A 25,823-nucleotide genomic window follows, 5' to 3' on the forward strand; every position below is an offset into this window, starting at 1 on the left:
GCGATGGGTACACGCAACCCGATGACCGAACACAAGCCATCGCGGGGCTGGGCGGGCGCGGTGCTCAAGCTGATGCGCGCGGGCGACTACCGGCTCACCGTCACCGGCCGGCGCGAGATCAGCCCGCACTACCTGCGGCTCAGCTTCGATTCGGGGGGCCTGCTCGCCGACCACGCCGTGCACCCGACCATGTGGGTGCGGATGTGGTTCCCGGACGGCGAGCGACTGCACCAACGCGGCTACACCCTGGTCGATCCCGACCCCGCCGCCGACACCGTGGACGTCGAGTTCGCCCTGCACGACGGCATCGCTTCGCAGTGGGCGCGCGCCGCGCAGCCCGGTGACACCATCGAGGTGACCGTGCTGGGCAGCAAGTTCGCAGTCCCCGAGCCGCCCCCGGCCGGCTACGTCATCGTCGGCGACAGCGCCTCACTGCCCGCGATCAACTCGCTGCTCGACGCGATCGACGGCGCGCCCGCCCGGGTGTTCCTGGAGGCCGGCTACGACGACGACAAGGGCCTGCCGGTGGCCGGCGGCGCGGAGGTCACCTGGGTGGACCGCGAGGACGACGGGGACGGCCTGGTGCGGACGGTGAAATCCGCCGCCTTCGACGCGCGCGACCATTTCGGCTGGGTGGCGTGCGACAGCCGCACCACGCGGTCGGTGAAAGGCGTGCTGCAGGACGACTTCGGCATACCGCGGAAATCCATTGCCGCGCGGGCCTATTGGATGGTCGGGCGCTCCATGTCGTGACGGGGCGCCACGATCGGGACCACGAACTCCTCGATCATCGCCCGCTCGTCGGCCTCGTCGCGGCCCGGGAACATCAGCAGCGAGGTGAGCACCCGCACCACCCAGCGGGCCCGGCGCTCGACGGTGCCGGAGTCCTCCGGGCCGAGCGAGCTGACGAAGGCGGCGGCCAGCGCGGTGATCACCTCGGAGTGCCCGGCCAGCTCGCCGCCGATCGGCGGTCGGGTGACGGCGAACCACGACGACAGCGCCGGGCTGTCGCGGACCATCCGCAGCGTGGCGACCATGCTGGCCACCAGCCGCTCGCGGGGGTCGTCGATGCCGCCGATCTCGTCGGCGATCGCGCGCCCGAGCCGCCGCGTCTCGCGGTGCACATACGCGGTCCGCAGGGCCTCGCGGTTCTCGAAGTACCGGTACAACGTCGCGCGGGAACAGCCTGCGGCCCTGGCGATCTCGTTCATGCCGATCGAGGCCTGGTCGCGCTGGGTGTAGAGCTCCTCGGCGGCGTCCAGGATCCGGTCGGCGGCCGCCTCGCCCCGGTGCGGGGCCAGCCAGTCGGGCATCAGGACTTCACCCTGATCGGCACCGACAGCGGCCGCCGCACGTAACTGCCGCCGGCCCAGACGATGCCGGACTCGTCGACCTCGAAATCCGGGCAACGGGCCAGCAGCTCGGTCAGCGCTACCCGGGACTGCATGCGGGCCGCGGCGGCGCCCAGGCAGTGGTGCGCGCCGTGGCTGAACGTCAGGATGTTGCGCGGACAGCGGGTCACGTCCAATTCGCCCGCGTCCGGGCCGTATTGGCGTTCGTCGCGGTTGGCCGAGCCGTAGAGCAGCAGCGCCTTGCGCCCCGCCGGGACCGTCGTGTCTTCGATCGTGACGTCGCGGGTGGCCGTGCGAGCCAAGCCCTGCACCGGGGAGGTCAGCCGCAGCAGCTCCTCCACGGCGTCGGGGATCAGCCCGGGATCGTCGACCAGCCGTTGGCGCTGGTCGGGGCGCCCGTGTAGCAACGGCATTGAGCCGCCGAGCATTCCGGTGACGGTGTCGTTGCCGCCGGTGACCATGGTGAATGTGAACGCCAGGATCGACAGCGTCCCGGCGATGTCCCCGTCGGCGCCCACCCCCGCGGCGACCAGATGCGATATCGTGTCGTCCCCGGGCTCGGCCCGGCGCCGCTCGATGAGCCCGGTGAAGTAGGCCATCATCGACCCCACCGCGTCGCCGACGCTGGCGATCCCGCCCTCACTGGTGTTGGCCGCGACGATCGCCTGGGTCCAGCCGTCGAACTGCGCCCAATCCTCCTCGGGCACACCGAGATAGTGCGCCACCACCATCGACGGCAGCGGCTTGAACAGCTCGGCGACGATGTCGCCGCCGCCGGCGGCGCGCAGCCGCTCGATGCGCTCGACGACGAACTCGCGCACGGTGGGCTCCACCGCCTCGACCTGCCGGGGCGTGAAGCCGCGTGACACCAGCTTGCGAAACTCGGTGTGCACCGGGGGATCCTGCATGACGAACGGCGGATTGTCCTGCAGGCCGATCATTTCCAGCTCGCCGTAGGTCACCGTCAGCCCCTGCGCCGAGGAGAACGTCTCGTGGTCGCGCGCCGCCGCCCACACGTCGGCGTGCCGCGACAGCACGAAGTAGTCGTCGCCGGGCCTGCCGTCGGGCACGACGTGGTGCGCCGGGTCGTGGTCGCGCAGCGCCCGGTACATCGGCCACGGGCTGGGCCAGGTGTCGGCGTTGCACAGCTTGAAGCCGTGAGACATAACCGAGGTCATGTCTCATTCGTACGACAGTATTGGCAGCATGTCAATCGCCGAGCGTGAAATTCACGACGCGACACGCCGTCAAAGCGTCGTGTGATTCACACTCGGCGGAAGGGCTAGATCGCCGAGCCCGGGTTCAGGATGCCGTCGGGGTCCAGCGCGCGCTTGATGCGCTGGTTGAGCTCCATCACCTCGGGCCCCAGATAGCCGTGCAGCCAGGGGCGCTTCAAACGGCCGACGCCGTGCTCGCCGGTGATGGTGCCGCCCAGGCCGACGGCCAGGTCCATGATCTCGCCGAACGCCAGGTGCGCGCGCTCGGTCATCGCGGCGTCGGCGGGGTCGTGCACGATCAGCGGGTGCGTGTTGCCGTCGCCGGCGTGCGCGATCACCGAGATCATCAGATCCCGCTCCGCCGCGATGCGCTCGATGCCGCCGACCAGCTCGCCCAGCCTCGGCACCGGAACCCCGACGTCCTCCAGCAGCAGCGAGCCCTTGGCCTCCACCGCCGGGATGCAGAACCGGCGGGCGGCCACAAAGGCCTCGCCCTCGTCCGGGTCGTCGGTCGAAAAGACCTCCGTCGCCGCGTTCTCCGCGAACACCGCGGCGATCACCTCGGCGTCCTGACCGGCGGCGCGGCCCCGTTCGTCGGAGCCGGCCACCAGCATGGCGGCCGCCGAGCGATCCAAATCCATGCGCAGCGTGTCCTCGACGGCGTTGATCGCCACCGAATCCATGAACTCCAGCATCGAAGGGCGCAGCCGCGCAACGGTTCCCAGCACCGCGTCGACGGCCGCCTGCACCGACGCGAAGGTCGCCACCACCACGCTCGACGTGTTCTGCGCGGGCAGCAGCCGCAGCGTCACCTCGGTGATGACGCCCAGCGTGCCCTCGCTGCCCACGAACAGCTTGGTCAGCGACAGCCCCGCGACGTCCTTCAGCCGCGGCCCGCCGAGGCGCACCGCGGTGCCGTCGGCCAGCACCACCTGCATGCCCAGCACGTAGTCGGTGGTGACGCCGTACTTCACGCAGCACAGCCCGCCGGCGTTGGTGGCGATGTTGCCGCCGATGCTGCAGATCTCGAACGACGACGGGTCCGGCGGGTACCACAGCCCGTGCGCGGCGGCGGCCTTCTTCACCTCGGCGTTGAACAGGCCCGGCTGGCACACCGCGGTGCGGGTGACGGGGTCGATCGTGATGGCGCGCATCTTCTCCGTCGACAGCACGATGCCGTTGTCCAGCGCGGTCGCCCCGCCCGACAGGCCGCTGCCGGCCCCGCGCGTCACCACCGGCACCCTTTTGGCCGTGGCCCAGCGCAGCACCGTCTGGACCTCTTCGGTGCTCGCGGGCCGCACCACGGCCAGCGGCTTGCCGGCCGACGGGTCGAACGCGCGGTCCTGGCGGTAGCCCTCGGTGATCGCGGGGTCGGTGACGACGGTCCCGTCGGGCAGCTCGGCGATCAGGCCGGTCAGCGCATCACGATTCACGTGCCGATCCTACGGTCGCGTCGTCCAGCTCACGCAGCGACGGCAGTCCGCACGCCACCAACCCGATCAGCAGGATGGGCACCGCCAACACGAGGAAGGTGACCTTCAGCCCGGCCGCGTCGGCCAGGGGACCGGCCACCAGCAGGCCGAGCGGGCCCGCGGCGTAGGTCAGCCCCGTCATCACCCCGACCACCCGGCCGCGCAGCCGCTGCGGGGCCCGCGTCTGCATGACGTAGTTGTAGATCGGCTGGATCGGCCCGTAGACCACGCCGGTCACAGCGCACAGCACCAGGATCACCGGCAGCGGCGGCAGGAACGCGATCCCGGCGTCGCCGCACCGAAGGTCAGCGTCGCCGTCAGCACGGCCGTGCGGCGCCGCGTGTGTCGCGCCAGCGCGGCGTAGCCCAGCGCGCCCGCGACGCCGCCGACCGCCAGCGCCATCAACGCCCACCCCAGCTGCGCGGGCTGGTGGCGGTCGGCGAAATACTTTGGGAACAGCACGCTTTCCATCGGCAGGTACAGGGCGGTCACGGCCAGGTCGATCAGCCCGAGCGTGCGCAGGACCCGCAGGTTCCAGACGAAGCGCATGCCCTCGGCGATGCCCGACAGCAGCCCCTCGGGCCGGGTCGCCGGCTCGGGCCGGCCGGCGCCCTCGAGCCGCAGCGCCGCGATCGCCAGGATCGACGACCCGAAACACCCCGCCGTCACCCACATCGTGTTGACACCGCCGACCGTGGCGATCATCAGGCCGCCGACGCCCGGGCCCACCATGAAACCCAGGTTGAGGATCGCCTCGTAGAGGCTGTTGGTGCGGTCCAGCGACCAGCCCGCGCGGCCGGCGGCCTCGGGCAGCATGGACTGGCGCGCCGTCGTCCCGGCCGGGTCGAAAGCCGCCGCGCAGCAGCCCAACCCGGCCAGGACCGGGACCTCGATCGCGTGCGTGCCGGACCACCAGGCGAGCAGCGGCACGGCGGCCACCGCGGCGCCGGACAACGAATCGGAGACCAGCGAGATCCGGCGGCGCCCGAAAAAGTCGACCGAGGTGCCGGCGACCAGCGTGGAGACCACGAGCGGCAACGTCATGGCGACGGCCACCAGCGACGCGTCCCTGGCGCTGTGTTGGTGCTGCAGCGCCAGCCACGGGAACGCGACGATCGAGATGCCGGTGCCCGCGGTCGCCATCAGCGAGGCGAACAGGACCAGCAACACGGGGCCGCGACCGGTGCTTTTCATGGGATATCGCGGCTGAATCTAGCGCCGATGCGGTGGGGCCGGCCACCGAATTTCTCCGGCCGGGCACGATGTTCGTGTGCTCGCGCATCCCAATACCGGCCAGCCGTTCGATTCTCCCGTCGCGCCCGGCAGCGGATGGCCCGGCGACCCGGCCACCCCGCGGACGCCGGTGGCCGCCGACGCGGCCGGGGTGGTCGCGTTGAGCGCCGCGGCGGCCTCTATCCCCGAGCTCGACGCGGAGGTCAGCGTCTGCCGCGCGTGCCCGCGGCTGGTCACGTGGCGCGAGGAGGTCGCCGAGCTCAAGCGCCGGTCCTTCGCCGACCAGCCGTACTGGGGGCGCCCGGTGCCGAGCTTCGGCTCCGAGCGGCCGCGGCTGCTGATCGTCGGCCTGGCCCCGGCCGCGCACGGCGCCAACCGCACCGGGCGGATGTTCACCGGCGACCGCTCCGGTGACCAGTTGTACGCGGCGCTGCACCGGGCCGGCCTGGTGAACCAGCCGACCAGTGTGGATGCCGCGGACGGGTTGCGGGCCAAGGGGATTCGGATCGTCGCGCCGGTGCGCTGCGCGCCGCCGGCCAACGCCCCCACGCCCGAGGAGCGCGACACCTGCTGGCCCTGGCTGGCCGCCGAGTGGAAGCTGGTGTCCGAGGACGTCCGGGTGATCGTGGCGCTGGGCGGCTTCGCCTGGCAGATCGCGCTGCGGCTGCCGGGAGTGGCGAGACCGCCCAAGCCGCGGTTCGGCCACGGCGCGGTGGCGGAACTGGCGTCCGGGGTGCGGCTGCTGGGCTGCTACCACCCCAGCCAGCAGAACATGTTCACCGGTAAGTTGACTCCGGCGATGCTCGACGACGTGTTCACCGATGCGAAGAGGCTGGCAGGGATCAAGTGACCGACGTTCTGGTTTCCGGCGCCAGCGTGGCGGGGACGGCCGCGGCGTACTGGCTTGGGCGCCAAGGCTATTCGGTCACCGTGGTGGAGCGCCACCCCGGCCTGCGGCCGGGCGGTCAGGCGATCGACGTGCGGGGCCCGGCGCTGACGGTGCTCGAACGCATGGCGTTGCGGGCGGCCGCCGACCATCGCCGGACGCGAATCCGGGGCTCCTCCGTCGTCGACCGCGACGGCAACGAGGTCTCCCGCGACACCGAGTCCACACCCACCGGCGGGCTCATCGCCAGCCCCGACATCGAGCTGCTGCGCGACGATCTGGTCGAATTGCTGTACGAGGCAACCCAATTGAACACCGAGTACGTGTTCGGCGACAGCATCGCCGCGCTGAACGACGACGGCAGCTCGGTCACCGTGACCTTCGAGCGCGGCCCCGCCCGCAGCTTCGACCTGGTGATCGGCGCCGACGGCTTGCACTCCAACGTGCGCCGGCTGGTCTTCGGCCCGGAGGAGCAGTTCATCGAGCGGCTGGGCACGCACGCGGCGATCTTCACCGTGCCCAACTTCCTGGACCTCGACCACTGGCAGATGTGGCACTACGGCGACTCCACCATGGCCGGCGTCTACAGCGCCCGTGGCAACGCCGAGGCCCGGGCGATGCTGGGCTTCATGGACACCGACCTGCGCATCGACTCGCGCGACACCGAGGCGCAGTTCGCCGAGCTGGAACGCCGGATGGCCGACGACGGCTGGGTGCGCCCGCAGCTGCTGGCCTACATGCGCACCGCGGCGGACTTCTACTTCGACGAGATGTCGCAGATCAAGATGGATCACTGGTCGAAGGGCAGGGTGGCCCTCGTCGGCGACGCCGGGTATTGCTGCTCGCCGCTGTCGGGCCAGGGCACCAGCGTCGCGCTGCTGGGCGCCTACATCCTGGCCGGCGAACTGGCCGCCGCCCCCGACTTCGAGACCGGTTTTGCCAACTACCACAAGGAGTTTGGCGACTACGTCAAGCGCAACCAGTGGCTGGTGGTCGACAACATCCCGGGCGGCGCGCCGATCCCCCAGGAGGTCTTCGAGCGCATCGTGGGCTCGATCACGCTGAAGGACTACTGACGACCTTGGGCCGAGCAGACGCAAAAGCCCGCGACACGCCGAGTGCTCGAGGGCTTTTGCGTCTGCTCGCAGCTGCGCGGGGGCGCCCCCAGCTCGCCGTAGATCCGGGAACGTTCGCACCCCGAAAGGCGTTGACGCCATCGTGCGACTTTCCGTCCTTGACCTCGTCCCAGTGCGCAGCGACCAAACCACCGCACAAGCGCTGGCGGCCACCGTGCAACTGGCGCAGGCCGCCGACCGGCTCGGTTTCACCCGCTACTGGGTCGCCGAGCATCACAACATGCCGTCGGTCGGCGCGACCAGCCCGCCCGTGCTGATCGCCTACCTGGCCGCGCAGACCGCGCACATCAGGCTGGGCTCGGGCGGGGTGATGCTGCCCAACCACGCGCCGCTGGCCGTCGCCGAGCAGTTCGCGCTGCTGGAAGCCGCCGCCCCGGGCCGCGTCGACCTGGGCCTCGGGCGCGCGCCGGGCTCCGACCCGGTGACGTCGTACGCCCTGCGCGGCAGCCGCGGCGAACAAGACGTCGAGAACTTCCCCGAGTACCTCGACGATGTGGCGGCGCTGATGAGCGCGCGCGGCGTGGTGGTGCCCCTGCGCTCGGGGGACCACCGGCTCAAGGCCACGCCGGCCGCGGCGAGCGAGCCGCGGCTGTGGCTGCTGGGCTCGTCGATGTACTCCGCGCACCTGGCCGCGGCCAAGGGGCTGCCGTACGTCTTCGCGCATCACTTCTCCGGCCAGGGCACCGAGGAGGCGCTCGCGGTCTACCGCTCCCGGTTCCAGCCCAGCACGCTGACCCCCGAGCCGGTGACGTTCCTGACCGTCAACGCCGCCGTGGCCGAAACCCGCGACGAGGCAACGGCTCTCATGCTGCCCAACCTGCAGATGATGGCGAAGCTGCGCACCGGGCAGCCGCTCGGCCCGGTGCCGCTGGTCGAGGAGGCCGCAACAGCCGAGCTCACCGACCAGCAACAGCACATCGTGGACAGCGGGTTGCGCCGCGCCGTGCTGGGCACCCCGGCGGAGGCCGCCGCCCAGCTGCGCGGGCTCGCCGACAAATTCGGCGTCGACGAGGTGATGGTGCACCCGGTCGCGTCGGCCCATCGCGGCACCGACCCCGCCACCGCACCCGCGCGGGTCGCGACGCTGGAACTGCTGGCCAAAGAACTGTTCTAGGTGCCGTCGCAATTCGCCCGCCCAGAGCAGGGTTTCAGTCGGTCACCCTCGCCCGCCGAGACGGGTCCGGCGCGTGGCTGTCGATCCAGTCGCGCAGTTCGGCCGGCGGCAATGGTGGGCTGTGCACGAAACCCTGGGTGATGGTGCAGCCGTACCGGCGAAGGGCCGAGAGCGTGAGGTCGTCCTCGACCCCCTCGGCGACCAAATCGGCGCCCAGACTGCGCGCCAGCGCGACGGTCGACCGCACGATGGCCACCGACCGCGGGTCCTGGGCCAGCCGAGCCACGAAGACCCGGTCGAGTTTGAGCTCGTCGACCGACACGTCCTGCAGCCGCGCCAGGGACGACCAGCCGGTGCCGTAGTCGTCGAGCGAGATGCGCACGCCGAGTTGCTGCAGCGCGGCGACGGTGCTGCGCGACCGCGCCGAGTCGACCAGCGCGCTCTCGGTGATCTCGACGATCAGCGAATCGGGCGGCAGGTCGTGGGTCCGCAGCAGCCCCTCGATCGTGCTCACCAGGTCGAGGTCCAGCAGGTTCGTCGTCGAGAGGTTCACCGCGACGGTCAGCGGCATGCCCTCGTCGCGCCAGGACCGGACCTGCGCCAGGGCGACGCCGATGGTGCAGCTGGCCACCTTGCGCATCATCCCGGCGCGTTCGGCCGCGGACAGGAATTCCTCCGGCAGCAGCAACCCGCGGCTGGGATGCTGCCAGCGCAGCAGCGCCTCGACGCTGTGCACGCTGCCGTCGCTCGCGTTGATTTTCGGCTGGTAATGGACGGTCAGCTGACCACCCTCGAGGAGCGCGGCGCGCAGCTGCTCGACGAGGTTGGGGTCGTTGTCGCGAAACATCTCGAACGCCGTGTCGTACACCGCGATCTTGCTGATCGCCGATTTCGCATGCGGCAGAGCCGTTTCGGCGCGGTTCAGGAGTTCCTGCGGGTGGTCGCAGTGGTCGGGGCACAGCGCTATGCCGATGCGGGCGTCGACCTGCACGGTGATCGGATCGAGTGCGAACGGTTCGCTCAACGCCTCGAGTAACCGGCCCGCCTGGGCGCGCGCGGCGATCATGTCGGACCCCTCGGCGAGCAGGACGGCGAAACCGTCGTCGCTCACCCGCGCGAGCATGTCGTCGCGACGCACGCACTGCGCCAGTCGGCTCGCGATGTGGCACAACAACTCGTCACCGAAGTGGCGGCCGACCGAGTCGTTGATCTCTTGGAACTCATGCAGATACAGCAACAGCAGCGCCCGCCGCGACGACGCCCCGGTCACCGTCGACACCGAGGCGGACAGCGCCGTCAGGGCCGTCGCCAGCGACCGCCGGTTGGCCAGGCCGGTCAACTCGTCGGTCATCGCCTGCTTGTGGTTCTCGGCCTGCAAGCTGACCTCGCGGAAGGTCGCCGAGAACCGCGCGGCGACCGCGATCAGGCTCAGCGCGGCGAGAACCGTTGCCAGCCTGGAGTTGTGCTCGACCACGACGCCCAGCGCCACGACGGTGCAGATCACCGGCACGGCGTAGGAGCCCAGCCCCCGCGTGGGCGGGGGAGCCGTCGCGGTTCGCGGCGCCCAGCTCGCGATGGCCACCAGCAGCGACGCGGCGGGCCACAGGGCATCGAGCATGGTGCCCGACCGATAGGCGCCTTCGGCCGTCTCGAAGAGGTATGCGGTGTCGGCGACCGCAAACCCGATGAACCCGACGACCAGAAGGCCCCAGCGGAACTCGTTGCGCCAGCCCAGGATCGGCAGCATGCCCGCGGTCACGGCCAGCAGGATCAAATCGCCCCACGGGTAGACCAGCCCGACCAGCACGGTCTCCGGCACACGGACCGCCGCCGCGTGGATGGGGCCCTCGCGCAGCAGCACGCCGACCCCGGCGGCGGCCAGCGCGCAGACCAGCGAATCGAGCCGGATCGGCAGCGGCACCCGCTTCAGTCGCGACCGCATCAGCAGTAGCAGCCCGGTGTAGACCAGCGGGTAGAACGCCAGGTACTCCGGGTCCGCCGCCGATGGGGACTGGCCGTCCGGCACCCACGCGGCATAGACGATGTCGCCCAGCGCCGAGATCGCCATGCCGGTCGCGATCAGAATCCAAGCGAAGCGGTCGGCCGTAACGCGGTAGGCGCGAACGGCCACCAGCGCCGCGGCCCCCAGGTTCAACGCGGGGTACAGGCATTTGACGAAGAAGTCGCTGCGCGCCACAGCAGGGTCTAGGACGCTCGTCACAGCTACAGCCGCAACTCCGATCCCTAAGGCCGCCAACGCGATCCGGATCGCCGGCGACGGCCACCGCACCCCGTCGGGCGCGTCGCGCGCCCGCTCCCGGGATGCCGTCGCGGCCGCGGCGACCGGCGCCAGCGACCGGGCCAGCTTCGTTTCGCTGCCGAAGGGAACCGAGCCGCCCGCCGACGCCGGGTCCGGTGACCCGGCCACCTGTGGGAAGGTGAACGGGAACGGCAGATCGGGCACGAAGCCCCGAATGCATTGCCCGCCTTCGCGTTTGGCGGCGTACATGGCCAGGTCGGCGTGGCGCAGAAGTTGATCGACGGTGGTGTGCGACGCGGCGGTGGCCACCGTGAACCCGATGCTGGGCCTGACCTCGATGGGCACCCCGTCGATCACGATCGCCGTGCCGAACGCGTCGAGGACCCGGTGCGCCGCCGCCTGCGATTCCTCCACCGAAGCCTCGATGAGGACGGCGAATTCGTCGCCCCCGAGGCGCGCGACGGTGCCGGTGTCGCCCAGCGCCGCGGTGAGCCGCCCGGCGACCCGGATGAGCAGCTCGTCGCCGGCCGGGTGACCCAGTGCGTCGTTGACCGCCTTGAAGTTGTCCAGGTCGAGGCACAACACCGCCACGCTCACCCCGTCGCGGCGCTGCCGCGCGACGGCCTGCTCCAGGCGGTGCAGGAAGTGGGCCCGGTTGGCCAGGCCGGTCAGGCTGTCGCGGAACGCTTCCCGCGCGACTTCGGACAGCAGGCCCTGGTTTTCGACGAGCACGATGAACTGCCGCGCGAGCACGGCGGCGACGAGGATGCCCAGCGCGGCCAGCAGCGGCCCGTGCGCCATCAGGCCCACCGCCTGACCCAGGCCGACCGTCGCGGCCACCAGCAGCGGCAGGTAGGGCAGCCACAGCAGGGCGGGGGACAGCATCTCGGTCCGCGTGTTCGCCGCGGACACCTCGTGCACGCTGGTCAGGCCGGCCAGCGCGATCAGCCCGAAACCGGCCACCCGCCCCAGGTCGGTCAGGTCGCCCATGTGATAGCTGCCCACCCCGGTCTGGAACACGATCGCGATGTCGGCGACGGCGATCGTCGCGATGCCGCCGGCCAGCAGGCTGCGGCTGGGCAGGTCGTTGGAGCGGATGCGGGCCAGCATCAGGATCGCCGTTGTCAGCAGGACCACGTCGACGAAGATCTCCTCGAGCGTGGCCAGCCGCCAGCCGCCGTTCTCGCGCAGCTGCTTGTCGAGGACGAACACCCACGAGATGACGAACAGCGACGTCGCCACGATGAGGCCGTCCAGCACCAGCCGCCGGGGGCTGTGGCGCGACAGGTGCGACAACAGCGCCAGGGACACCATCGCGCCGACGGGATACAGCGTGAACACGACCTCGGCCGCGGCCGGGTGGGTGGCGTGCTCCACGGCCGGCCGCACCTCGTACACCGACCAGAGGACCTCGCCGACGGCCCAGCCGACGAGGGCGATCATCACGGCCAGCCATCCGAATCTGCGCCGCCCCGTTGAGAATCGCGCCGCGTAGGCGGTGCAACTCGCCGCGAACAGCAGGCACAGCACCAGCACGGTCTCGTCGACCGGGCGCGACCCGTACGCGCCGCGAAAGCCCCAGACCGAGGACGTCACGACCAGCAGCGCCGCGACGCCGTAGACCCCGACGACCAGCCACCCGACGGGCGCGGACAGCCCGAAGCGCCGCCACGGATTTCCCGTCCAGCGTGTCATAGCCGCTCCACCCGATCCCGCGCGTTGCGGTGAACGCAGAAAAAGTGCCACCGCGCGCTACAGGAGAATAATCCGCTGCGCGCTTGTCGTGGTCTACCTGGCAATATTCAGCGCGGTCTCAGGGCGACGACGGGGATGGGCCGCGTGGTGCGGCGCTGGTAGCCGTTGTAGCGATTCCCGTTGTTCGCGTTGACGATGTCCCACAGCCGCGCGTAGTCGGCGTCGTCGGGCCCGACCCGCCGGGCGGTGACCGCGACCCGCTTCGCGCCGACGTTGACCTCGCAGTCGGGGTGCTCGCGCAGGTTGTGCAGCCAGCCGGGGGACCGGTCGCCGCCGCCGTTGGACGCGACGATCAGGTAGGAGTCGCCGTCGCGCGCGTACGTCAGCGACGTGGTGCGCGGCTGCCCGGTCTTGGCGCCGACGGTGTGCAGCAACAGGTTCGGGGGCATGCCCGGGATGCGGTGCCCGATCCGGCCGTTGGTCTTCTGGTAGATCGCGTTGTGCAGGCGCAGCGCCGGCATGCCGACGTATCGCTCGAACGCGTTGAGGCTGCTCATCGGCTCACTCCGACTGGCTCGCGTCGATCCGGGCCAGGGCCTCGCGCAGGATCTCCGCGGTGCCCTCCCGGTCCGGGTCGCGGCGCAGCAGCATCCCCTTGGCCACCGACAACTTGTCGCCGTTGCGCCGCGGCAGCACGTGCAGGTGGATGTGCAGCACCGTCTGGAAGGCCGCCCGGCCGTCGTTGAGCGCGATGTTGGTCGCGTCGGCCAGCTCCGTCGCGCGGGCGGCGCGGGCGACCCGCTGGCCGATGGTGACCATGTCGGCCAGGGTCTGCGGCGGGGTGTCGGTGAGGTCGACGCTGTGGCGTTTGGGGATCACCAGCGTGTGACCGCGGGTGAACGGCCGGATGTCCAGGATCGCCAGGTAGTCGTCGTCTTCGTAGATCTTGAGCGCCGGGGCCTCCCCGGCGGCGATCGCACAGAACACGCAAGCCATGTCGCCCACGGTACTGGCCGGCCCCCGTCGGGTGTGAGCGCACGGCTTCCGCTGTGAGCCCAGGGCGGCCTGCACGCCCGGATCGCCGCCCTAGCTTCACACTCAATCCGCAACGGCGGGATACGCTGCGGCGGTGGACGCTCGCGAGGTGGCCTTCGCCGGCGCGGCCGCGCAGGCACGGATGCTGGCCGACGGCGAACTGACCGCGCCGGAGCTGCTCGAGATCTACCTGGACCGGATCGCCGCCCTGGACAGCCGGCTGCGCTGCTACCGGGTGGTGCTGTCCGACAGCGCGCGCTACGAGGCCGCCGTGGCCCAGGACCGCCTCGACGACGGCGAGCGGCTGCCGCTGCTCGGCGTGCCGATCGCGATCAAGGACGACGTCGACGTCGCCGGCGAGGTGACGACGTTCGGCAGCGGAGCGCACGGCCCCGCGGTGACCTCCGACGCCGAGGTGGTGCGCCGGCTGCGCGCCGCGGGCGCCATCGTCATCGGCAAGTCCAACGTGCCCGAGCTGATGATGTTCCCCTACACCGAGTCGCTGACGTTCGGGGCGACCCGCAACCCGTGGAACCCCAAGCGCACGCCGGGCGGCAGCAGCGGGGGCAGCGCCGCCGCGGTGGCCGCCGGGCTGGCCCCGCTGGCGCTCGGCTCCGACGGCGGCGGCTCGATTCGCATCCCGGCGGGCTGGTGCGGCCTGTTCGGCATCAAGCCGCAACGCGACCGCGTGCCGCTGGAACCGCACGACAACGCCTGGCACGGGCTGAGCGTCAACGGCCCGTTGGCCCGCTCGGTGCTGGACGCGGCGCTGTTCCTGGATGCGACGGCTGGGGTTTCCGACGTCCCCGACTCCGAGTTCGTCGCCGCCGCACAGCGCCCACCCGGCCGGCTGCGAATTGCCTTGAGCGCCAAGAGTCCAACGCCGCTGCCCGTGCGGGTGGGCAAGCCCGAGCTGACCGCGCTGCACGAGGCCGGCGCGCTGCTGCGCGACCTGGGCCACGAGGTGATCACCCGCGACCCCGACTACCCGCCGTCGGCCATCCTCACCAACTACCTGCCCCGCTACCTGCGCGGCATCAGCGACGACGCCGATGCCCAGGCCCACCCCGATCGCCTCGAAGCGCGCACCCGCAACCTGGCGCGCGCCGGCTCGTTGTTCTCCGATCGCCGGATGTCCGCACTGCGCGACGCGGAGGAGCAGGTGACCGCGCGCATCCAGTCGATCTTCGAGGACGTGGATGTCGTCATCACCCCGGGCAACGCGTCCGGCCCGTCGCGCATCGGGGCCTACCAGCGCCGCGGCGCGATCTTCACGCTGCTGGCGGTGGCCCAGCAGGTTCCCTACCAGCAGGTCTGGAACCTCACCGGGCAGCCCGCCGCGGCGGTGCCGTGGGACTACGACGGCGACGGCCTGCCGGTCGGGGTGCAGCTCGTCGGCCGCCCGTACGACGAGGCGACGCTGCTGTCGCTGGCGGCCCAGATCGAGACCGCCCGGCCGTGGGCCCACCGGCGACCGCCGGTGTCATGAACATCGACGACCTGCTCGAGGGACTCGACGGCGACGCGCGCGCCGAGCGGGCCGAGCTCATCGAGTGGCTGTTCGAGCAGGGCATCACCGCCGACGAGATCCGCGCCACCAACCCGCCGCTGTTGCTGGCCACGCGCCACCTCATCGGCGACGACGGCACCTACGTCTCGACCCGCGAGATCAGCGAGAGCTACGGCATCGACATCGGGCTGCTGCAGCGGGTGCAGCGCGCCATCGGCCTGGCCCGGGTGGACGACCCCGACGCCGTCGTGCACATGCGCGCCGACGGCGAGGCCGCCGCCCTGGCCCAGCGGTTCGTCGAGCGGGGCCTGGACCCCGAGCAGGTGGTGCTCGTGGTCCAGGTGCTCGCGGAGGGGCTGTCGCGCGCGGCCGAGGTGATGCGCTACAGCGCCCTGTCGGCGATCATGCGCCCGGGCGCCACCGAACTCGAAATCGCCAAGGCCTCAAAGGCTTTGGTCAGCCAGATCGCGCCGCTGCTCGGCCCGATGATCCAGAACATGCTGTTCATGCAGCTGCGGCACATGATGGAGACCGAGGCGGTCAACGCCGCGGAGCGCGCCGCCGGCAAGCCGCTCCCCGGCGCCCGCCAGATCACCGTGGCCTTCGCCGACCTCGTCGGCTTCACGCGGATCGGCGAGGCGGTGTCGGCCGAGGAGCTGGGGCACCTGGCCAACCGGCTGGCCGCCCTCGCCCGCGACCTCACCGTCCCGCCGGTGCGGTTCGTCAAGACCATCGGCGACGCGGTCATGTTCGTCTGCCCCGACCCGCGGCCCATGCTCGACGTCGTGCTCAAGCTCGTGGACGCGGTCGACAGCGACAACGACTTCCCCCGCCTGCGGGCCGGCGTGGCGTCGGGCATGGCGGTCAGCAGGGCCGGCGACTGGTTCGGCAGCCCGGTCAACGTCGCGAGCCGGGTCACCGCGGTGGCGCGCCCGGGCACGGTGCTGGCCGCCGATTCGGTGTCGGAGGCGCTCGGCGAGCACGGGGACTACAACGCCTCGTTCGCCGGCGCGCGCCGCCTCAAGGGCATCAAAGGCGAGGTCAAGCTCTTCCGCATCCGCCGGGCCTAGCGCATAGGGCAGGCCCGGGCGACATCAGGGGGCGTCTGACACTTAAGTCGTACGCGGCCGGTTTCCTACCCCATATCCGGCGCTTCGAATTGGTCGCTTCCGGGCCTGCTTCGCTACCAAAAATACGCCGCCGAGCAGCACATATCAACGGGTCTTCCGCCACCACAAAGCCCCCGGGCGGCCGCCAGACGTTCGCCGCCGGCGAACGGCCTTCCATTACATCTGTAACGGTGTAATTATGTAATCATGAAAGCGCATCACCACACATCGCGGCGGTACGGCCGCCCCGGGGGTTGGCAGCAGGCCCAGCAGCCCGACGCCAGCGGCGCGGCGGAATGGTTCGCCGGCCGCCTACCGGAAGCCTGGTTCGACGGCGACCCCACCGTCATCGTCGACCGCGAGGAGATCACCGTCATCGGCAAGCTCGCCGACCCGGAGAACGCCCAGGAGAGCGAGGCCCGCGCCGAGGGCCGCGTCTCCCGATTCCGCGAGGAAACCCGTTCGGAGCGAATGCGAATCGCCGACGAAGCGCAGGATCGCTACGGGCGCAAGGTTTCCTGGGGCGTCGAGGCCAACGGCGAGCGAATCCTGTTCACCCACATCGCCGTACCGGTGATGACGCGCCTCAAGCAACCCGAGCGCCAGGTGCTCGACACGCTGGTGGACGCCGGCGTCGCGCGTTCGCGCGCGGACGCGCTGGCCTGGTCGGTCAAGCTGGTCGGCGAGCACACCGAGGAGTGGCTGGCCAAGCTGCGCGAGGCCATGTCGGCCGTCGACGACCTGCGCGCCCAGGGCCCCGACCTGCCGTCGTAACCCGCAGCGCCCGTTGGCTATTCGTTCTCGACCTTGGTCATGACCTTGTCCACGATCTGCGCGCCCTGATCGACGACGTGGTAGCCGCACGCGCTGACGTCGACGATCACGTTGTTGGACACGCCCATCGCGCGCTGGCACGCCCAGCCGTCGGCGCCCTCCTGCGTCTCGACCATGGTGATCTTCGGTGGGGCGCCGTTGAGTTGGGCGAACGTCCACCGGTGGACCTTCGTCTTCTTTGTCACCGTCACCGTCTTGCCCGAGCAGTCCTTCCACTTGTCGGCCGAACTCTGCAGGAACGCTTTGGCTTTCGCGGCCGACGGGAATCCCACGGCGGCCTGGCTGACCCAATGGTCGTAGTTATCGCCCGGCTCCGACGACACCAGCCCGCTCACGCCGGTGTAGCCGCTGCCCGCATACGCCGGGTCCTGGCTGGTGTACAGCGCCCCCTGGCAGCTCGGCATCGAGATCGTCGCCGGGGAGGTGTCCATCGACGTGATGGGGTCGCCGGGGGTCATCGACGACGACTCCATCACCGAGTTGATGCCCGACGGGTCCAACAGCATGGCGCCGAGCCGATCGGGGGGCACCGGGTCCAGCGGCGGCGGTGGAGGCGGTGGTGCGGGCCGGGTGAACAGCCAGATTCCCACGCCGCCGGCGGCGACGGCGATCAGCACGGCGACGGCTGCGACGATCGGCCACGGGTTGCGCTTGCGCCTGGGCTGCTGGCCCCACGGCGACCCCCCGGCGAATCCCGGGGGTGGGCCGCCCCAGTTCCCGCCGCCGCCTTGGTAGTACGGGCCGGCGGCGGGCATGGGGCCCGAACTCGGACCGGCCGTCGCGGCGTAGGGCACCGGCGCGGGCGGCGGGGTGGCGGCCTGCGGCTGGGGCGGCGGGGCCATGGCCGTCGCGGTCTGGGTCGGCTCGGCGGTGGGCAGGGTGGCTTCCTGGCTGCGGCGCACGATGTTGGCGGCGTGGTCCTGGTCGGGGTTGCTGAGGGCCTCGTGGGCGGCCAGGGCCAGATCGCCCGCGCTGGCGTAGCGGTCCTCGGGCTTCTTGGCCATCCCGCGCGCCATGACGGCGTCGAAGGCCTTGGGGACGCCCGGGCGCAACGCGCTGGGCTGCGGGATGGGGTCCAGCAGGTGCGCGGTGACCAAGGTGCTGGCGCTGTCCGCGCGGTACGGCGGCGACCCGGTCAGCGCCTCGTGCAGCACGCAGGCCAGCGCGTAGATGTCGGCGCGGTAGGTGACCTCGTCGTTGGAAAACCGTTCGGGCGCCATGTATTTCCAGGTGCCCACGGCGGTGCCCAGCTGGGTGAGCTTCTCGTCGGTGGTCGCGCTGGCGATGCCGAAGTCGACCAGGTACGCGAAATCGTCGCGGGTGACCAGGATGTTGGGCGGCTTGACGTCGCGGTGCATCACCCCGGCCGCGTGCGCGGCATCCAGCGCCGAGGCGATCTGGGTGATGATCGCCACCGCGCGCGGGGCGGTCAGCGGGCCGAACCGCTTGAGCACGGTGTCCAGGTCGACGCCCTCGATCAGGCGCATCTCCATGAACATCTGCCCGTCGATCTCGCCGTAGTCGTGGATCGGCACCACGTGGGGTTCCTGCAACCGGCCGGCGATGCGGGCCTCGCGCTTCATCCGCTCGCGGAACACCGGGTCCTTGCTGAACGTGTCCGACATCAGCTTGACGGCCACCGTCCACTCCTTGACGGTGTGCTCGGCCTCGTAGACCTCGCCCATGCCGCCGCGGCCCAGCAGCCGCTTGAGGTGGTAGGGCCCGAACATCGAACCCACCCGTGAGGCCTGCGCGTCGCTCATCTGTGACCCTCCAAAGCAAACCCCGGACCCGCCGACCTTATCAACAAGGCGGCATCAGGTCCGGCCGGACCGCGAATGCGCCCGCGCCGCAACCGACCTCGAGCACCCGCTCGCAGCGGCCGCCTCAAGAGTGCGACGACCACCACTTGTACAGCTGATCCATGTTCGGCCCCTGCGGATTCCCGCTGACCACCGCGAACATCAGGGTCTGCTGGTTACTCCACATCACCTGCGGCTCATCGCCCTTGTAGGTGCCGCAGGCGATCTGGCCGAGGATCGTGTTCGGGTCCTTGTTGTGCCACCAGGTGCCCGGCGACGCCTTGTCGCCGGGGCACTTGACGAGCGTGTCGCTTCCGGTGAAACCGGTGAAGGCGTCCTGCACGCCCTGCAGGTTGGCAAACAGCCCGAACGCCGACACCGACGGCCCGTTGGGATCGGTGTTCTGCCCGCACATGACCGACACGACGGCGCCCGGCATCGCCGCCCGGTCCGGCTTGCACGTGCCGGGCGGGTAGCCCGGCGGCAGCAGGCCCAGCAGCCGGTTCAGCGCACCCGCCGGAGGTGTCGACGACGGCGGGCTGGTGGTGGTCGTGGTGGTCGTCGTGGTCGTGGTGGTGGTCGCCGCGTTGGGTGTTTGGTTGTCGTCGTTGCCGACGGCCAGCGAGATGCCGACCACGACGACGACGAGGACGAGCACGACGGCGGCCGCGCCGGCGACGATCGCCCACGGGTTGCGCTGCCGCGGCGGCGGGTGCCCGTAGTACGGCGGCGGGCCGGCGAACTGCGGCGGCGGGCCCGTCCATTGCGGTTGGTAGGGCGCGGGATTCGGTGCGGGCGCGCCCGCGCGCTGCATCGGGCCGCTGGCCGGGTCGGGGTTCGGGTTCCACGCCGGCGCGGGCGGCCGGGACGGCGGCTGGACCGGGGGAGCGGCCGGCAGCTTCGGCAGCGTGGATTCCGTACTGCGGCGCAGGATGTCGACGGCCTGGGTCTGGTCGGGGTTGGTGAGCGCGTCGTGCGCGGCGCGGGCCAGGTCGCCGGCGCTGGCGTAGCGGTCCTCGGGCCGCTTGGCCATGCCGCGGGCGATCACCGCGTCGAAGGCCCGGGGGATGCCCGAACGCTTGGCGCTGGGCTGCGGGATCGGCTCCATCAGGTGGGCGCTGACGAGCACGCCCGCGCTGTCCGAGGCGTAGGGCGGGGAGCCCGTCAGGCACTCGTAGAGCACGCAGGCCAGCGAGTAGATGTCGGCGCGGTAATCCACCGCGCCGTCGGAAAACCGTTCGGGCGCCATGTATTTCCAGGTGCCCACGGCGGTGCCCAGCTGGGTCAGTTTCTCGTCGGTGGTCGCGCTGGCGATGCCGAAGTCGACCAGGTAGGCGAAGTCGTCGCGGGTGACCAGGATGTTGGGCGGCTTCACGTCGCGGTGCGTCACCCCGGCCGCGTGCGCGGCGTCGAGCGCGGAGGCGATCTGGGTGAGGATGGCCACCGCGCGCGGCGGGCTCAGCGCGCCGTACCGCTTGAGCAAAGTGTCCAGGTCGGTGCCCTCGATGAGGCGCATCTCCAAAAACATTTGCCCATCGATCTCGCCGTAGTCGTGGATGGGCACCACGTGCGGTTCCTGCAAACGGCCGGTGATGCGGGCCTCACGGCGCATCCGCTCGCGGAACACCGGGTCGCTGCTCACCGATTCCGACATCAGCTTGACGGCCACCGTCCACCCCTTGACGGTGTGCTCGGCCTCGTAGACCTCGCCCATCCCGCCGCGGCCGAGCGCGCGTTTGAGCTCGTAGGGTCCGAACGTCGACCCTGCCCGCGAGCCCGGCGCCCCGCTCATCGATCCTCCCAAGCACACCGCAACTGCGCCGACAATATCAACAATGATTGCGGGCCAACCCGTTTGAGCTAGCTCCCCGCGATCTCGAAGGTGAACTCGTGCTCGCCGATGCGGACGTGGTCGCCGTCGCGCAGCGTGGTCGCCTTGCGGATGCGCTGGTATTGCACGTGCACCCCGTTGGACGAGCGCATGTCGTTGATGATCCAGCTGGTGCCTGTGTCGACGATGACGGCGTGCAGTCGGCTGACCTTGGGGGTGGCCAGCACGATGTCGTTGTCGCTGAGGCGGCCGATGCGCGTCGCCGCCTCCTGCAGCGCGTAGCTCTCCCCGGACTTTTCGCGCAGGTACGCGACGGCGTTGCGGTCGGAGACCATGCTGTGCTCGTCCATGACGGTCAGCGTGACGGCGGCGGTGGTCACGGCGGTCTTCTTGACGTCCAACGGCTCCTGGCGCAGGATCCGGTCGTTGAGGTCGCGCAGGGTCTGGCCCGGGTCGATGCCGAGGTCGTCGGCCAGCGTCTGCTTGACGCGGCGGTAGGCGGCCAGCGCGTCGGTTTGGCGGTCGGTGAGGTAGTAGGCCGTGATCAGCTGCGCCCACAGCGGCTCGCGGTAGGGGTGCTCGGCGGTCAGCGCCTCGAGTTCGGTGGTCACGCCAACGGCGCGTCCGCAGGCGATTTCGGCCTCCGCCTTGGCGGTGTGGACGAGGATCTTCTCCTCGGTCAGGGAGGTGGCGAAGGTGTCGACGAACTGAAAGTCGCGCAGGTCCTCGAGCACCGGCCCGCGCCATTCCGCCAACGCCGCCGACAGGTGCTTGCTGGCCTGTTCGAAGTGGCCGGCGGCCGCGGCCTGCACGCCCGCGGTCTTTTCGGCCATGAATCGCCCGAGGTCGCACGCGTTGTCGGGGATGGTCAGGCGGTAGCCGGGCGGCGCCGCGGCCAGCACGATACGCGAGTCGATCCCGGCCCCGCTGAGCAGCTTTCGCAGGTTGGACACGTACGAGTGGATGCTGGCCCGCGCCCCGGACGGCGGCCAGTCCTCCCACAGCGCCGTGCTGAGGCGGTCGATGCCGACCGGGCTGTTGCGGTTCATCAGCAGCATGGCCAGCACCGCCCGCTGTTTGGGGGTGCCCAGCGGCACCAGCGTGCCGTCCACGCTCATTTCCAGCGGTCCGAGCAGGCCGAACTCGAGACGCTTGTCCATCATGGTCTTGTAATTGTGATACGAACCTTTCGCCCAGCGTGAAGCCATGGCGAGATTTCGCCGATTTTTTCGCCATGGCTGCACGTTCGGCGAACTAGGGGCTCGAACTAGGGGCAGTACGCTTCCGCGGCGGCGCCGACGAAATACCCCGCCTGCCGGGCGGACAGTCGCGCGTGGCTGATCATCATCAGCGACACGGCGACCTTGCTCTTGCCGGCGCCCAGTTCGGTGCACACCTGGTGGCCCTGCTGGACGGCCTCCTGGGCCGAGCCGAAGGAGATGCCCTGGCTTTCCAGCTGGGCGACGAAGGCGTCGTCGTCGGTCCCATGGGCCGCCGCGGTGCCGGCGGTCGCGAGTCCGAGGGCCGCAAAACCAAGGGCGGTGGCGATGATGCGTCGTGCGAACATGCGCCCAGGCTCGGGCGCGCGCCTTGAGGGATCCTCAACGAATCCTTGGCGTCCCCCTTTATCTACGCCTGGGTCATCGCGTAGTAGGCGCCCCGGCGCGCGAGCAACTCGGCGTGGTTGCCCTGTTCGACGATGCGGCCTTCCTGCACCACCAGGATGCGGTCGGCGTCGCGGATCGTCGAAAGACGGTGCGCGATAATGAAACTCGTTCGGTCCCGGCGAAGCTCGCGCATGGCGCGCTGAACCAGCGCCTCGGTGCGGGTGTCCACCGAACTGGTCGCTTCGTCCAGGATCAACAGCTGCGGGCGGGCGAGGAACGCCCGGGCGATGGTGATGAGCTGCTTCTCGCCGGCGCTGATGTTGGCGCCGTCGCCGGAAACCCGGGTCTGGTAGCCGTCCGGCAGCGTGTGCACGAAGCGGTCGACGTAGGCCGCGCGGGCGGCCTCGACGATCTCGTCGTCGCTGGCCCCGGGCCGCCCGTAGGCGATGTTCTCGGCGATCGTCCCGTCGAACAGCCAGGTGTCCTGCAGCACCATGCCGATGCGCGAGCGCAGCGATTGCCTGCTCACGGTGGTGATGTCGACCCCGTCGATGAGGATCCGGCCGGAGTCGACGTCGTAGAAGCGCATGAGCAGGTTCACCATCGTGGTCTTGCCCGCCCCGGTCGGCCCCACGATCGCCACCGTGCTGCCGGGTTCGGCCACCAGCGACAGGTCCCGGATCACCGGGGCGCCCGGCCGGTAGGCGAAGTCGACGTGCTGGAACTCGACGCGCCCGCCGCCACGCGGGAGCGCCGGCACGGGGTCCGTCGGCTCCTCGGGCTCGTCGAGCAGGTCGAACACCCGCTCGGCGCTGGCCACGCCCGACTGCAGCGTGTTGTACATCCCGGCCACCTGGCTCAGCGGTGCGTTGAACTGCCGGACGTATTGGATGAAGGCCTGGATGCTGCCGAGTGTGATCTGGCCGGTGGCCACCTGCAGGCCGCCCACCACGGCGACGGCGACGTAGCCGATGTTGCCGATGAACGTCGTCGCCGGTCCCACCAGGCCGGAGAAGAACTGGGCGCCGAAGCTGGCCCGGTAGACGTCGTCGTTGTAGCGGCGGAACTGCTCGCGCGCGGCGGCCGCGTGACCGAACGTCTTGACCACGGTGAACCCGCTGTAGGTCTCTTCGATGTGGGCGTTGAGGCGCCCGGTGCTCTGCCACTGCGCCACGAACAGGCGCTGCGAGCGCCGCGCGATCGCGCGGGTCGCCAGCAGCGAGACGGGCACGGTCAGCAGCGTGATCACGGCCAGCAGCGGCGAGATCGACACCATCATCGCCAGCACGGCCACCACGGTCAGGATCGCGGTCACCAGCTGGCTGATCGTCATCGACAGCGACGACTGCACGTTGTCGACGTCGTTGGTGACCCGGCTCAACAGCTCGCCGCGCTGGCGCCCGTCGAAATACGACAGCGGCAGCCGGTGGATCTTGTCCTCGACGTCGGAACGCAGCGCCACCATGGTGCGCTGCACGGTCAGGTTGAGCAGCCGCGCCTGCGCCCAGATCAGCAGCGCGGCAACGAGGTAGAGGCCCAGCGCCAGCGCCAGCGTCCGGCCCACCGCGCCGAAGTCCACGCCCCGCCCCGCCACCACGTTCATCCCGGACAGCAGGTCGGCAAAGGCGCGGTCACCGCGGGCCCGGGCCGCGGCGACGGCCTGCGCCTTGCCGATCCCGGCGGGCAGTTGCCGGCCGATGACGCCGTTGAACAAGAGGTCGGTGGCGTGGCCGAGGATCCGCGGGACGACCACCCCGATCGCCGTGCCGGTGACGCCCAGCGCGATCACCGCGACGCTCAGGCCCCGTTGCGGCGCAAGGCGTTTCGCCAGCCGGGCGGCGGTCGCCCAGAAGTCGCGAGAACGGCCGGCCGGGGCCACGGGACGGACGGGGGCCACCGTCATGGCGCGCCCCGCAACGCGCCCACCGACTGCGAGTCGGCGAATTCCGCGTAGGTGGCGCAGTCGGCCAGCAGCGACTCGTGGGTGCCGGCGCCCACCAGCCTGCCGTTGTCGACGACGATCACCTGGTCGGCCTGGGCGGCCGTCGAAACGCGTTGGGTGACAACGATTACCGTCGCCCCGCCCGACACCTCGCCCAGCGCCGCGCGCACCCGCGCGTCGGTGTGCACGTCGAGCGCGCCGAAGGAGTCGTCGAACAGGTAGATGGCGGGGCGGCGGATGACGGCCCGCGCGATCGCCAGCCGTTGCCGCTGACCGCCGGAGAAGTTGATGCCGCCCTGGGCGACGCGCATCCGCAGCCCGTCATCATGGGCCCGTACGAACCCGTCGGCGTCGGCCACCCGCAACGCTTCCCACATCTCCTCGTCGGACGCGGCGGCAGCGCCGTACCGCAGGTTGTCGGCCACGGTCCCGGAGAACAGGTAGCCGCGCTGGGGGACCAGCCCGATCGCCGACCACAGCCGCTCGGTGTCGTAGTCGCGCACGTCGACGTCGTCGATCAGCACCGCGCCGCCGGTCACGTCGTAGAGCCGGCAGATCAACGACACCAGCGTCGACTTGCCCGACCCGGTGCTGCCGACGATCGCGGTGGTGGTGCCGGGCCGCGCGGTCAGCGAAATGTCGTGCAGCACCGGGCGATCGGCGCCCGGATAGGTGAACGTCGCGCCGTCCAACCGCACGACGCCGGTGATCCCGCCCGACGGGAACGTCGGGCGGGGCGGATCCTGCACCGCGGCGCGGGTGGCGAGCACCTCGGTGATCCGCTCGGCGCAGACCGACGCGCGCGGCAGCACCACCAGCGTCATCGTCGCCATCAGCACCGCCATCAGGATCTGGGTGAAGTAGGCCAAAAACGCGATCAGCGATCCGACCTGCATCTGGCCGCGATCGATGCGCAGCCCGCCGAACCAGATCAGCGCGACGCTGGACACGTTGACGGTCAGCGTGGTCACCGGCAGCATCAGCGCCTGCAGGTTTCCGGCGTGCAACGAGGTGTTCGACAGCGCGGCGTTGGCGCGGGCGAACCGGTCGCGCTCGAAGCCCTCGCGGGCGAACGCCCGCACCACGCGGACACCGGAGAGCTGGTCGCGCAGCACCCGGTTGATGCCGTCGATCAGGCCCTGCATCCGGCGCAGCAGCGGCAGCATCCGCGACATGATCAAGTAGTTGGCCACGGCCATGATCGGCACGCTGACCAGCAGCAGCCACGTCAGCGCGGCCTCCTGGTGGATGGCCATGACGATGCCGCCCGCGCACATCAGCGGCGCGGTGACCAGGACGGTCGCGCTGATCTGAATCAGGTATTGGATCTGCCGGACGTCGTTGGTGCTGCGCGTCAGCAGGGTCGGGGCGCCGAACCGGGCGGTCTCGCGCTCGGAGAAGGTGGTGACGCGCTCGAAGATCGCCCGGCGCAGGTCGCGGCCGAATCCCATGCCGGCGCGCGAGCCGAAGTAGACGGCGCCGACGGCGCACAGCACCTGCAGCCCGGTGACCGACAGCATCACCATGCCGAGGCGGACGATCGCCGCGGTGTCGCCCTTGGCCACGCCCTCGTCGATGATCGCGGCGTTAACCGTGGGCAGGTACAGCGACGCCAGGGTGCTGGTCAGCTGGAGCGCCATCAGCACCGCAACCAGCCGGCGGTACGGCCGGATGTACTGGCGCAGCAGTGCCAGGAGCATGTGGTAACTGTCGCACATCGGCGGCGCGCCGGTCGCCCGCACCGCCGCGAAACGCCTGCTCAGAAGCGGCTTCCCCGGTTGACGCCGG

The 25,823-nt window shown here is 70.9% G+C and carries 19 protein-coding genes and 1 pseudogene; 7 read left to right on the top strand and 13 right to left on the bottom strand.

The features are described from left to right. Positions 1–21: 21 nt before the first annotated feature. Entirely contained in the window at positions 22–753 is a 732-nt protein-coding gene (locus tag AC5Y4Z_RS04545) for a siderophore-interacting protein (RefSeq protein ID WP_499961133.1), read from the top strand. Here the strand turns inward: AC5Y4Z_RS04545 and AC5Y4Z_RS04550 are convergent. From AC5Y4Z_RS04550 to tap, 4 genes and pseudogenes are all read right to left on the bottom strand, one after another. After that, positions 723–1,313, bottom strand: coding sequence for a TetR/AcrR family transcriptional regulator (locus tag AC5Y4Z_RS04550; RefSeq protein WP_499961134.1), 591 nt, complete (start codon positions 1,311–1,313; stop codon positions 723–725). The two genes, AC5Y4Z_RS04545 and AC5Y4Z_RS04550, sit on opposite strands and share 31 nt — an antisense overlap. Further along, entirely contained in the window at positions 1,313–2,530 is a 1,218-nt protein-coding gene (locus AC5Y4Z_RS04555) for a cytochrome P450 (protein ID WP_499961135.1), read from the bottom strand. Before AC5Y4Z_RS04555 ends, AC5Y4Z_RS04550 begins: the two co-directional genes overlap by 1 nt. Before the next feature lie 104 nt (positions 2,531–2,634). Then, complete coding sequence (locus AC5Y4Z_RS04560) at positions 2,635–4,002, bottom strand: FAD-binding oxidoreductase (protein WP_499961136.1); 1,368 nt, start codon at positions 4,000–4,002, stop codon at positions 2,635–2,637. Beyond that, a pseudogene (gene tap / locus AC5Y4Z_RS04565) lies at positions 3,992–5,235 on the bottom strand (multidrug efflux MFS transporter Tap). Before tap ends, AC5Y4Z_RS04560 begins: the two are co-directional and overlap by 11 nt. Before the next feature lie 76 nt (positions 5,236–5,311). Between tap and AC5Y4Z_RS04570 the strand changes: the two are divergent. The 3 genes from AC5Y4Z_RS04570 to AC5Y4Z_RS04580 all read left to right on the top strand — a co-directional run bounded on the left by AC5Y4Z_RS04570 (position 5,312) and on the right by AC5Y4Z_RS04580 (position 8,410). Then, entirely contained in the window at positions 5,312–6,124 is an 813-nt protein-coding gene (locus AC5Y4Z_RS04570) for a uracil-DNA glycosylase (protein ID WP_499961137.1), read from the top strand. Next, complete coding sequence (locus tag AC5Y4Z_RS04575; protein WP_499961138.1) at positions 6,121–7,236, top strand: FAD-binding protein; 1,116 nt, start codon at positions 6,121–6,123, stop codon at positions 7,234–7,236. Before AC5Y4Z_RS04570 ends, AC5Y4Z_RS04575 begins: the two co-directional genes overlap by 4 nt. 142 nt (positions 7,237–7,378) lie before the next feature. Next, positions 7,379–8,410: an LLM class flavin-dependent oxidoreductase gene (locus tag AC5Y4Z_RS04580; protein ID WP_499961139.1), complete on the top strand. Its 1,032-nt coding sequence runs from the start codon at positions 7,379–7,381 to the stop codon at positions 8,408–8,410. 34 nt (positions 8,411–8,444) lie between these two features. On the opposite strand, the gene AC5Y4Z_RS04585 is transcribed toward AC5Y4Z_RS04580, so the two are convergent. From AC5Y4Z_RS04585 to AC5Y4Z_RS04595, 3 genes are all read right to left on the bottom strand, one after another. Further along, the gene (locus tag AC5Y4Z_RS04585) at positions 8,445–12,365 is read right to left on the bottom strand and encodes a diguanylate cyclase domain-containing protein (RefSeq protein ID WP_499961140.1); all 3,921 of its coding nucleotides are present in this window, start codon (positions 12,363–12,365) and stop codon (positions 8,445–8,447) included. Between the two features lie 107 nt (positions 12,366–12,472). After that, complete coding sequence (locus AC5Y4Z_RS04590; protein ID WP_499961141.1) at positions 12,473–12,922, bottom strand: nitroreductase family deazaflavin-dependent oxidoreductase; 450 nt, start codon at positions 12,920–12,922, stop codon at positions 12,473–12,475. Between the two features lie 4 nt (positions 12,923–12,926). Then, positions 12,927–13,361 (bottom strand): HIT family protein, encoded by a 435-nt coding sequence (locus tag AC5Y4Z_RS04595; RefSeq protein ID WP_499961142.1) that lies wholly within the window; start codon positions 13,359–13,361, stop codon positions 12,927–12,929. Positions 13,362–13,542: 181 nt separating this feature from the next. On the opposite strand from AC5Y4Z_RS04595, the gene AC5Y4Z_RS04600 reads away from it, so the two are divergent. The 3 genes from AC5Y4Z_RS04600 (at position 13,543) to abmR (ending at position 16,793) form a co-directional block, all read left to right on the top strand. Beyond that, the gene (locus AC5Y4Z_RS04600; protein ID WP_499961823.1) at positions 13,543–14,889 is read left to right on the top strand and encodes an amidase; all 1,347 of its coding nucleotides are present in this window, start codon (positions 13,543–13,545) and stop codon (positions 14,887–14,889) included. After that, the gene (locus tag AC5Y4Z_RS04605) at positions 14,886–15,980 is read left to right on the top strand and encodes an adenylate cyclase regulatory domain-containing protein (protein ID WP_499961143.1); all 1,095 of its coding nucleotides are present in this window, start codon (positions 14,886–14,888) and stop codon (positions 15,978–15,980) included. The genes AC5Y4Z_RS04600 and AC5Y4Z_RS04605 overlap by 4 nt, the downstream gene beginning before the upstream one ends. Before the next feature lie 246 nt (positions 15,981–16,226). After that, positions 16,227–16,793, top strand: coding sequence for an ATP-binding transcription factor AbmR (gene abmR, locus AC5Y4Z_RS04610; RefSeq protein ID WP_499961144.1), 567 nt, complete (start codon positions 16,227–16,229; stop codon positions 16,791–16,793). Between the two features lie 17 nt (positions 16,794–16,810). On the opposite strand, the gene AC5Y4Z_RS04615 is transcribed toward abmR, so the two are convergent. From AC5Y4Z_RS04615 to AC5Y4Z_RS04640, 6 genes are all read right to left on the bottom strand, one after another. Beyond that, complete coding sequence (locus tag AC5Y4Z_RS04615) at positions 16,811–18,616, bottom strand: serine/threonine-protein kinase PknH/PknJ (protein ID WP_499961145.1); 1,806 nt, start codon at positions 18,614–18,616, stop codon at positions 16,811–16,813. 124 nt (positions 18,617–18,740) lie between these two features. Then, positions 18,741–20,447 carry a serine/threonine-protein kinase gene (locus AC5Y4Z_RS04620; RefSeq protein ID WP_499961146.1) on the bottom strand — a complete coding sequence of 569 codons (1,707 nt, stop codon included), beginning with the start codon at positions 20,445–20,447 and terminating at the stop codon, positions 18,741–18,743. A gap of 68 nt (positions 20,448–20,515) precedes the next feature. Beyond that, entirely contained in the window at positions 20,516–21,649 is a 1,134-nt protein-coding gene (locus tag AC5Y4Z_RS04625; RefSeq protein WP_499961147.1) for a BTAD domain-containing putative transcriptional regulator, read from the bottom strand. A 104-nt stretch (positions 21,650–21,753) separates the two neighbouring features. Beyond that, positions 21,754–22,053, bottom strand: a complete 300-nt coding sequence (locus tag AC5Y4Z_RS04630) for a DUF732 domain-containing protein (RefSeq protein WP_499961148.1) — start codon at positions 22,051–22,053, stop codon at positions 21,754–21,756. 62 nt (positions 22,054–22,115) lie between these two features. After that, entirely contained in the window at positions 22,116–23,996 is a 1,881-nt protein-coding gene (locus tag AC5Y4Z_RS04635) for an ABC transporter ATP-binding protein (protein WP_499961149.1), read from the bottom strand. Continuing rightward, a complete protein-coding gene (locus tag AC5Y4Z_RS04640; protein ID WP_499961150.1) occupies positions 23,993–25,735 on the bottom strand; it encodes an ABC transporter ATP-binding protein in 1,743 nt (580 codons plus the stop codon). The genes AC5Y4Z_RS04635 and AC5Y4Z_RS04640 overlap by 4 nt, the downstream gene beginning before the upstream one ends. Between the last annotated feature and the right edge of the window lie 88 nt (positions 25,736–25,823).

The organism is Mycobacterium sp. NGS63 (assembly GCF_059812295.1).

What these genes read in the sequence shown, in the direction of transcription:
- AC5Y4Z_RS04590 (WP_499961141.1), bottom strand. Translation starts at nt 12,922, where the DNA reads ATGAGCAGCCTCAACGCGTTCGAGCGATACGTCGGCATGCCGGCGCTG.
- AC5Y4Z_RS04630 (WP_499961148.1), bottom strand. Translation starts at nt 22,053, where the DNA reads ATGTTCGCACGACGCATCATCGCCACCGCCCTTGGTTTTGCGGCCCTC.
- AC5Y4Z_RS04585 (WP_499961140.1), bottom strand. Translation starts at nt 12,365, where the DNA reads ATGACACGCTGGACGGGAAATCCGTGGCGGCGCTTCGGGCTGTCCGCG.
- AC5Y4Z_RS04550 (WP_499961134.1), bottom strand. Translation starts at nt 1,313, where the DNA reads ATGCCCGACTGGCTGGCCCCGCACCGGGGCGAGGCGGCCGCCGACCGG.
- AC5Y4Z_RS04545 (WP_499961133.1), top strand. Translation starts at nt 22, where the DNA reads ATGACCGAACACAAGCCATCGCGGGGCTGGGCGGGCGCGGTGCTCAAG.
- abmR (WP_499961144.1), top strand. Translation starts at nt 16,227, where the DNA reads ATGAAAGCGCATCACCACACATCGCGGCGGTACGGCCGCCCCGGGGGT.
- AC5Y4Z_RS04555 (WP_499961135.1), bottom strand. Translation starts at nt 2,530, where the DNA reads ATGACCTCGGTTATGTCTCACGGCTTCAAGCTGTGCAACGCCGACACC.
- AC5Y4Z_RS04595 (WP_499961142.1), bottom strand. Translation starts at nt 13,361, where the DNA reads ATGGCTTGCGTGTTCTGTGCGATCGCCGCCGGGGAGGCCCCGGCGCTC.
- AC5Y4Z_RS04635 (WP_499961149.1), bottom strand. Translation starts at nt 23,996, where the DNA reads ATGACGGTGGCCCCCGTCCGTCCCGTGGCCCCGGCCGGCCGTTCTCGC.
- AC5Y4Z_RS04600 (WP_499961823.1), top strand. Translation starts at nt 13,543, where the DNA reads ATGCTGGCCGACGGCGAACTGACCGCGCCGGAGCTGCTCGAGATCTAC.
- AC5Y4Z_RS04640 (WP_499961150.1), bottom strand. Translation starts at nt 25,735, where the DNA reads ATGCTCCTGGCACTGCTGCGCCAGTACATCCGGCCGTACCGCCGGCTG.
- AC5Y4Z_RS04620 (WP_499961146.1), bottom strand. Translation starts at nt 20,447, where the DNA reads ATGAGCGGGGCGCCGGGCTCGCGGGCAGGGTCGACGTTCGGACCCTAC.
- AC5Y4Z_RS04605 (WP_499961143.1), top strand. Translation starts at nt 14,886, where the DNA reads ATGAACATCGACGACCTGCTCGAGGGACTCGACGGCGACGCGCGCGCC.
- AC5Y4Z_RS04615 (WP_499961145.1), bottom strand. Translation starts at nt 18,616, where the DNA reads ATGAGCGACGCGCAGGCCTCACGGGTGGGTTCGATGTTCGGGCCCTAC.
- AC5Y4Z_RS04625 (WP_499961147.1), bottom strand. Translation starts at nt 21,649, where the DNA reads ATGATGGACAAGCGTCTCGAGTTCGGCCTGCTCGGACCGCTGGAAATG.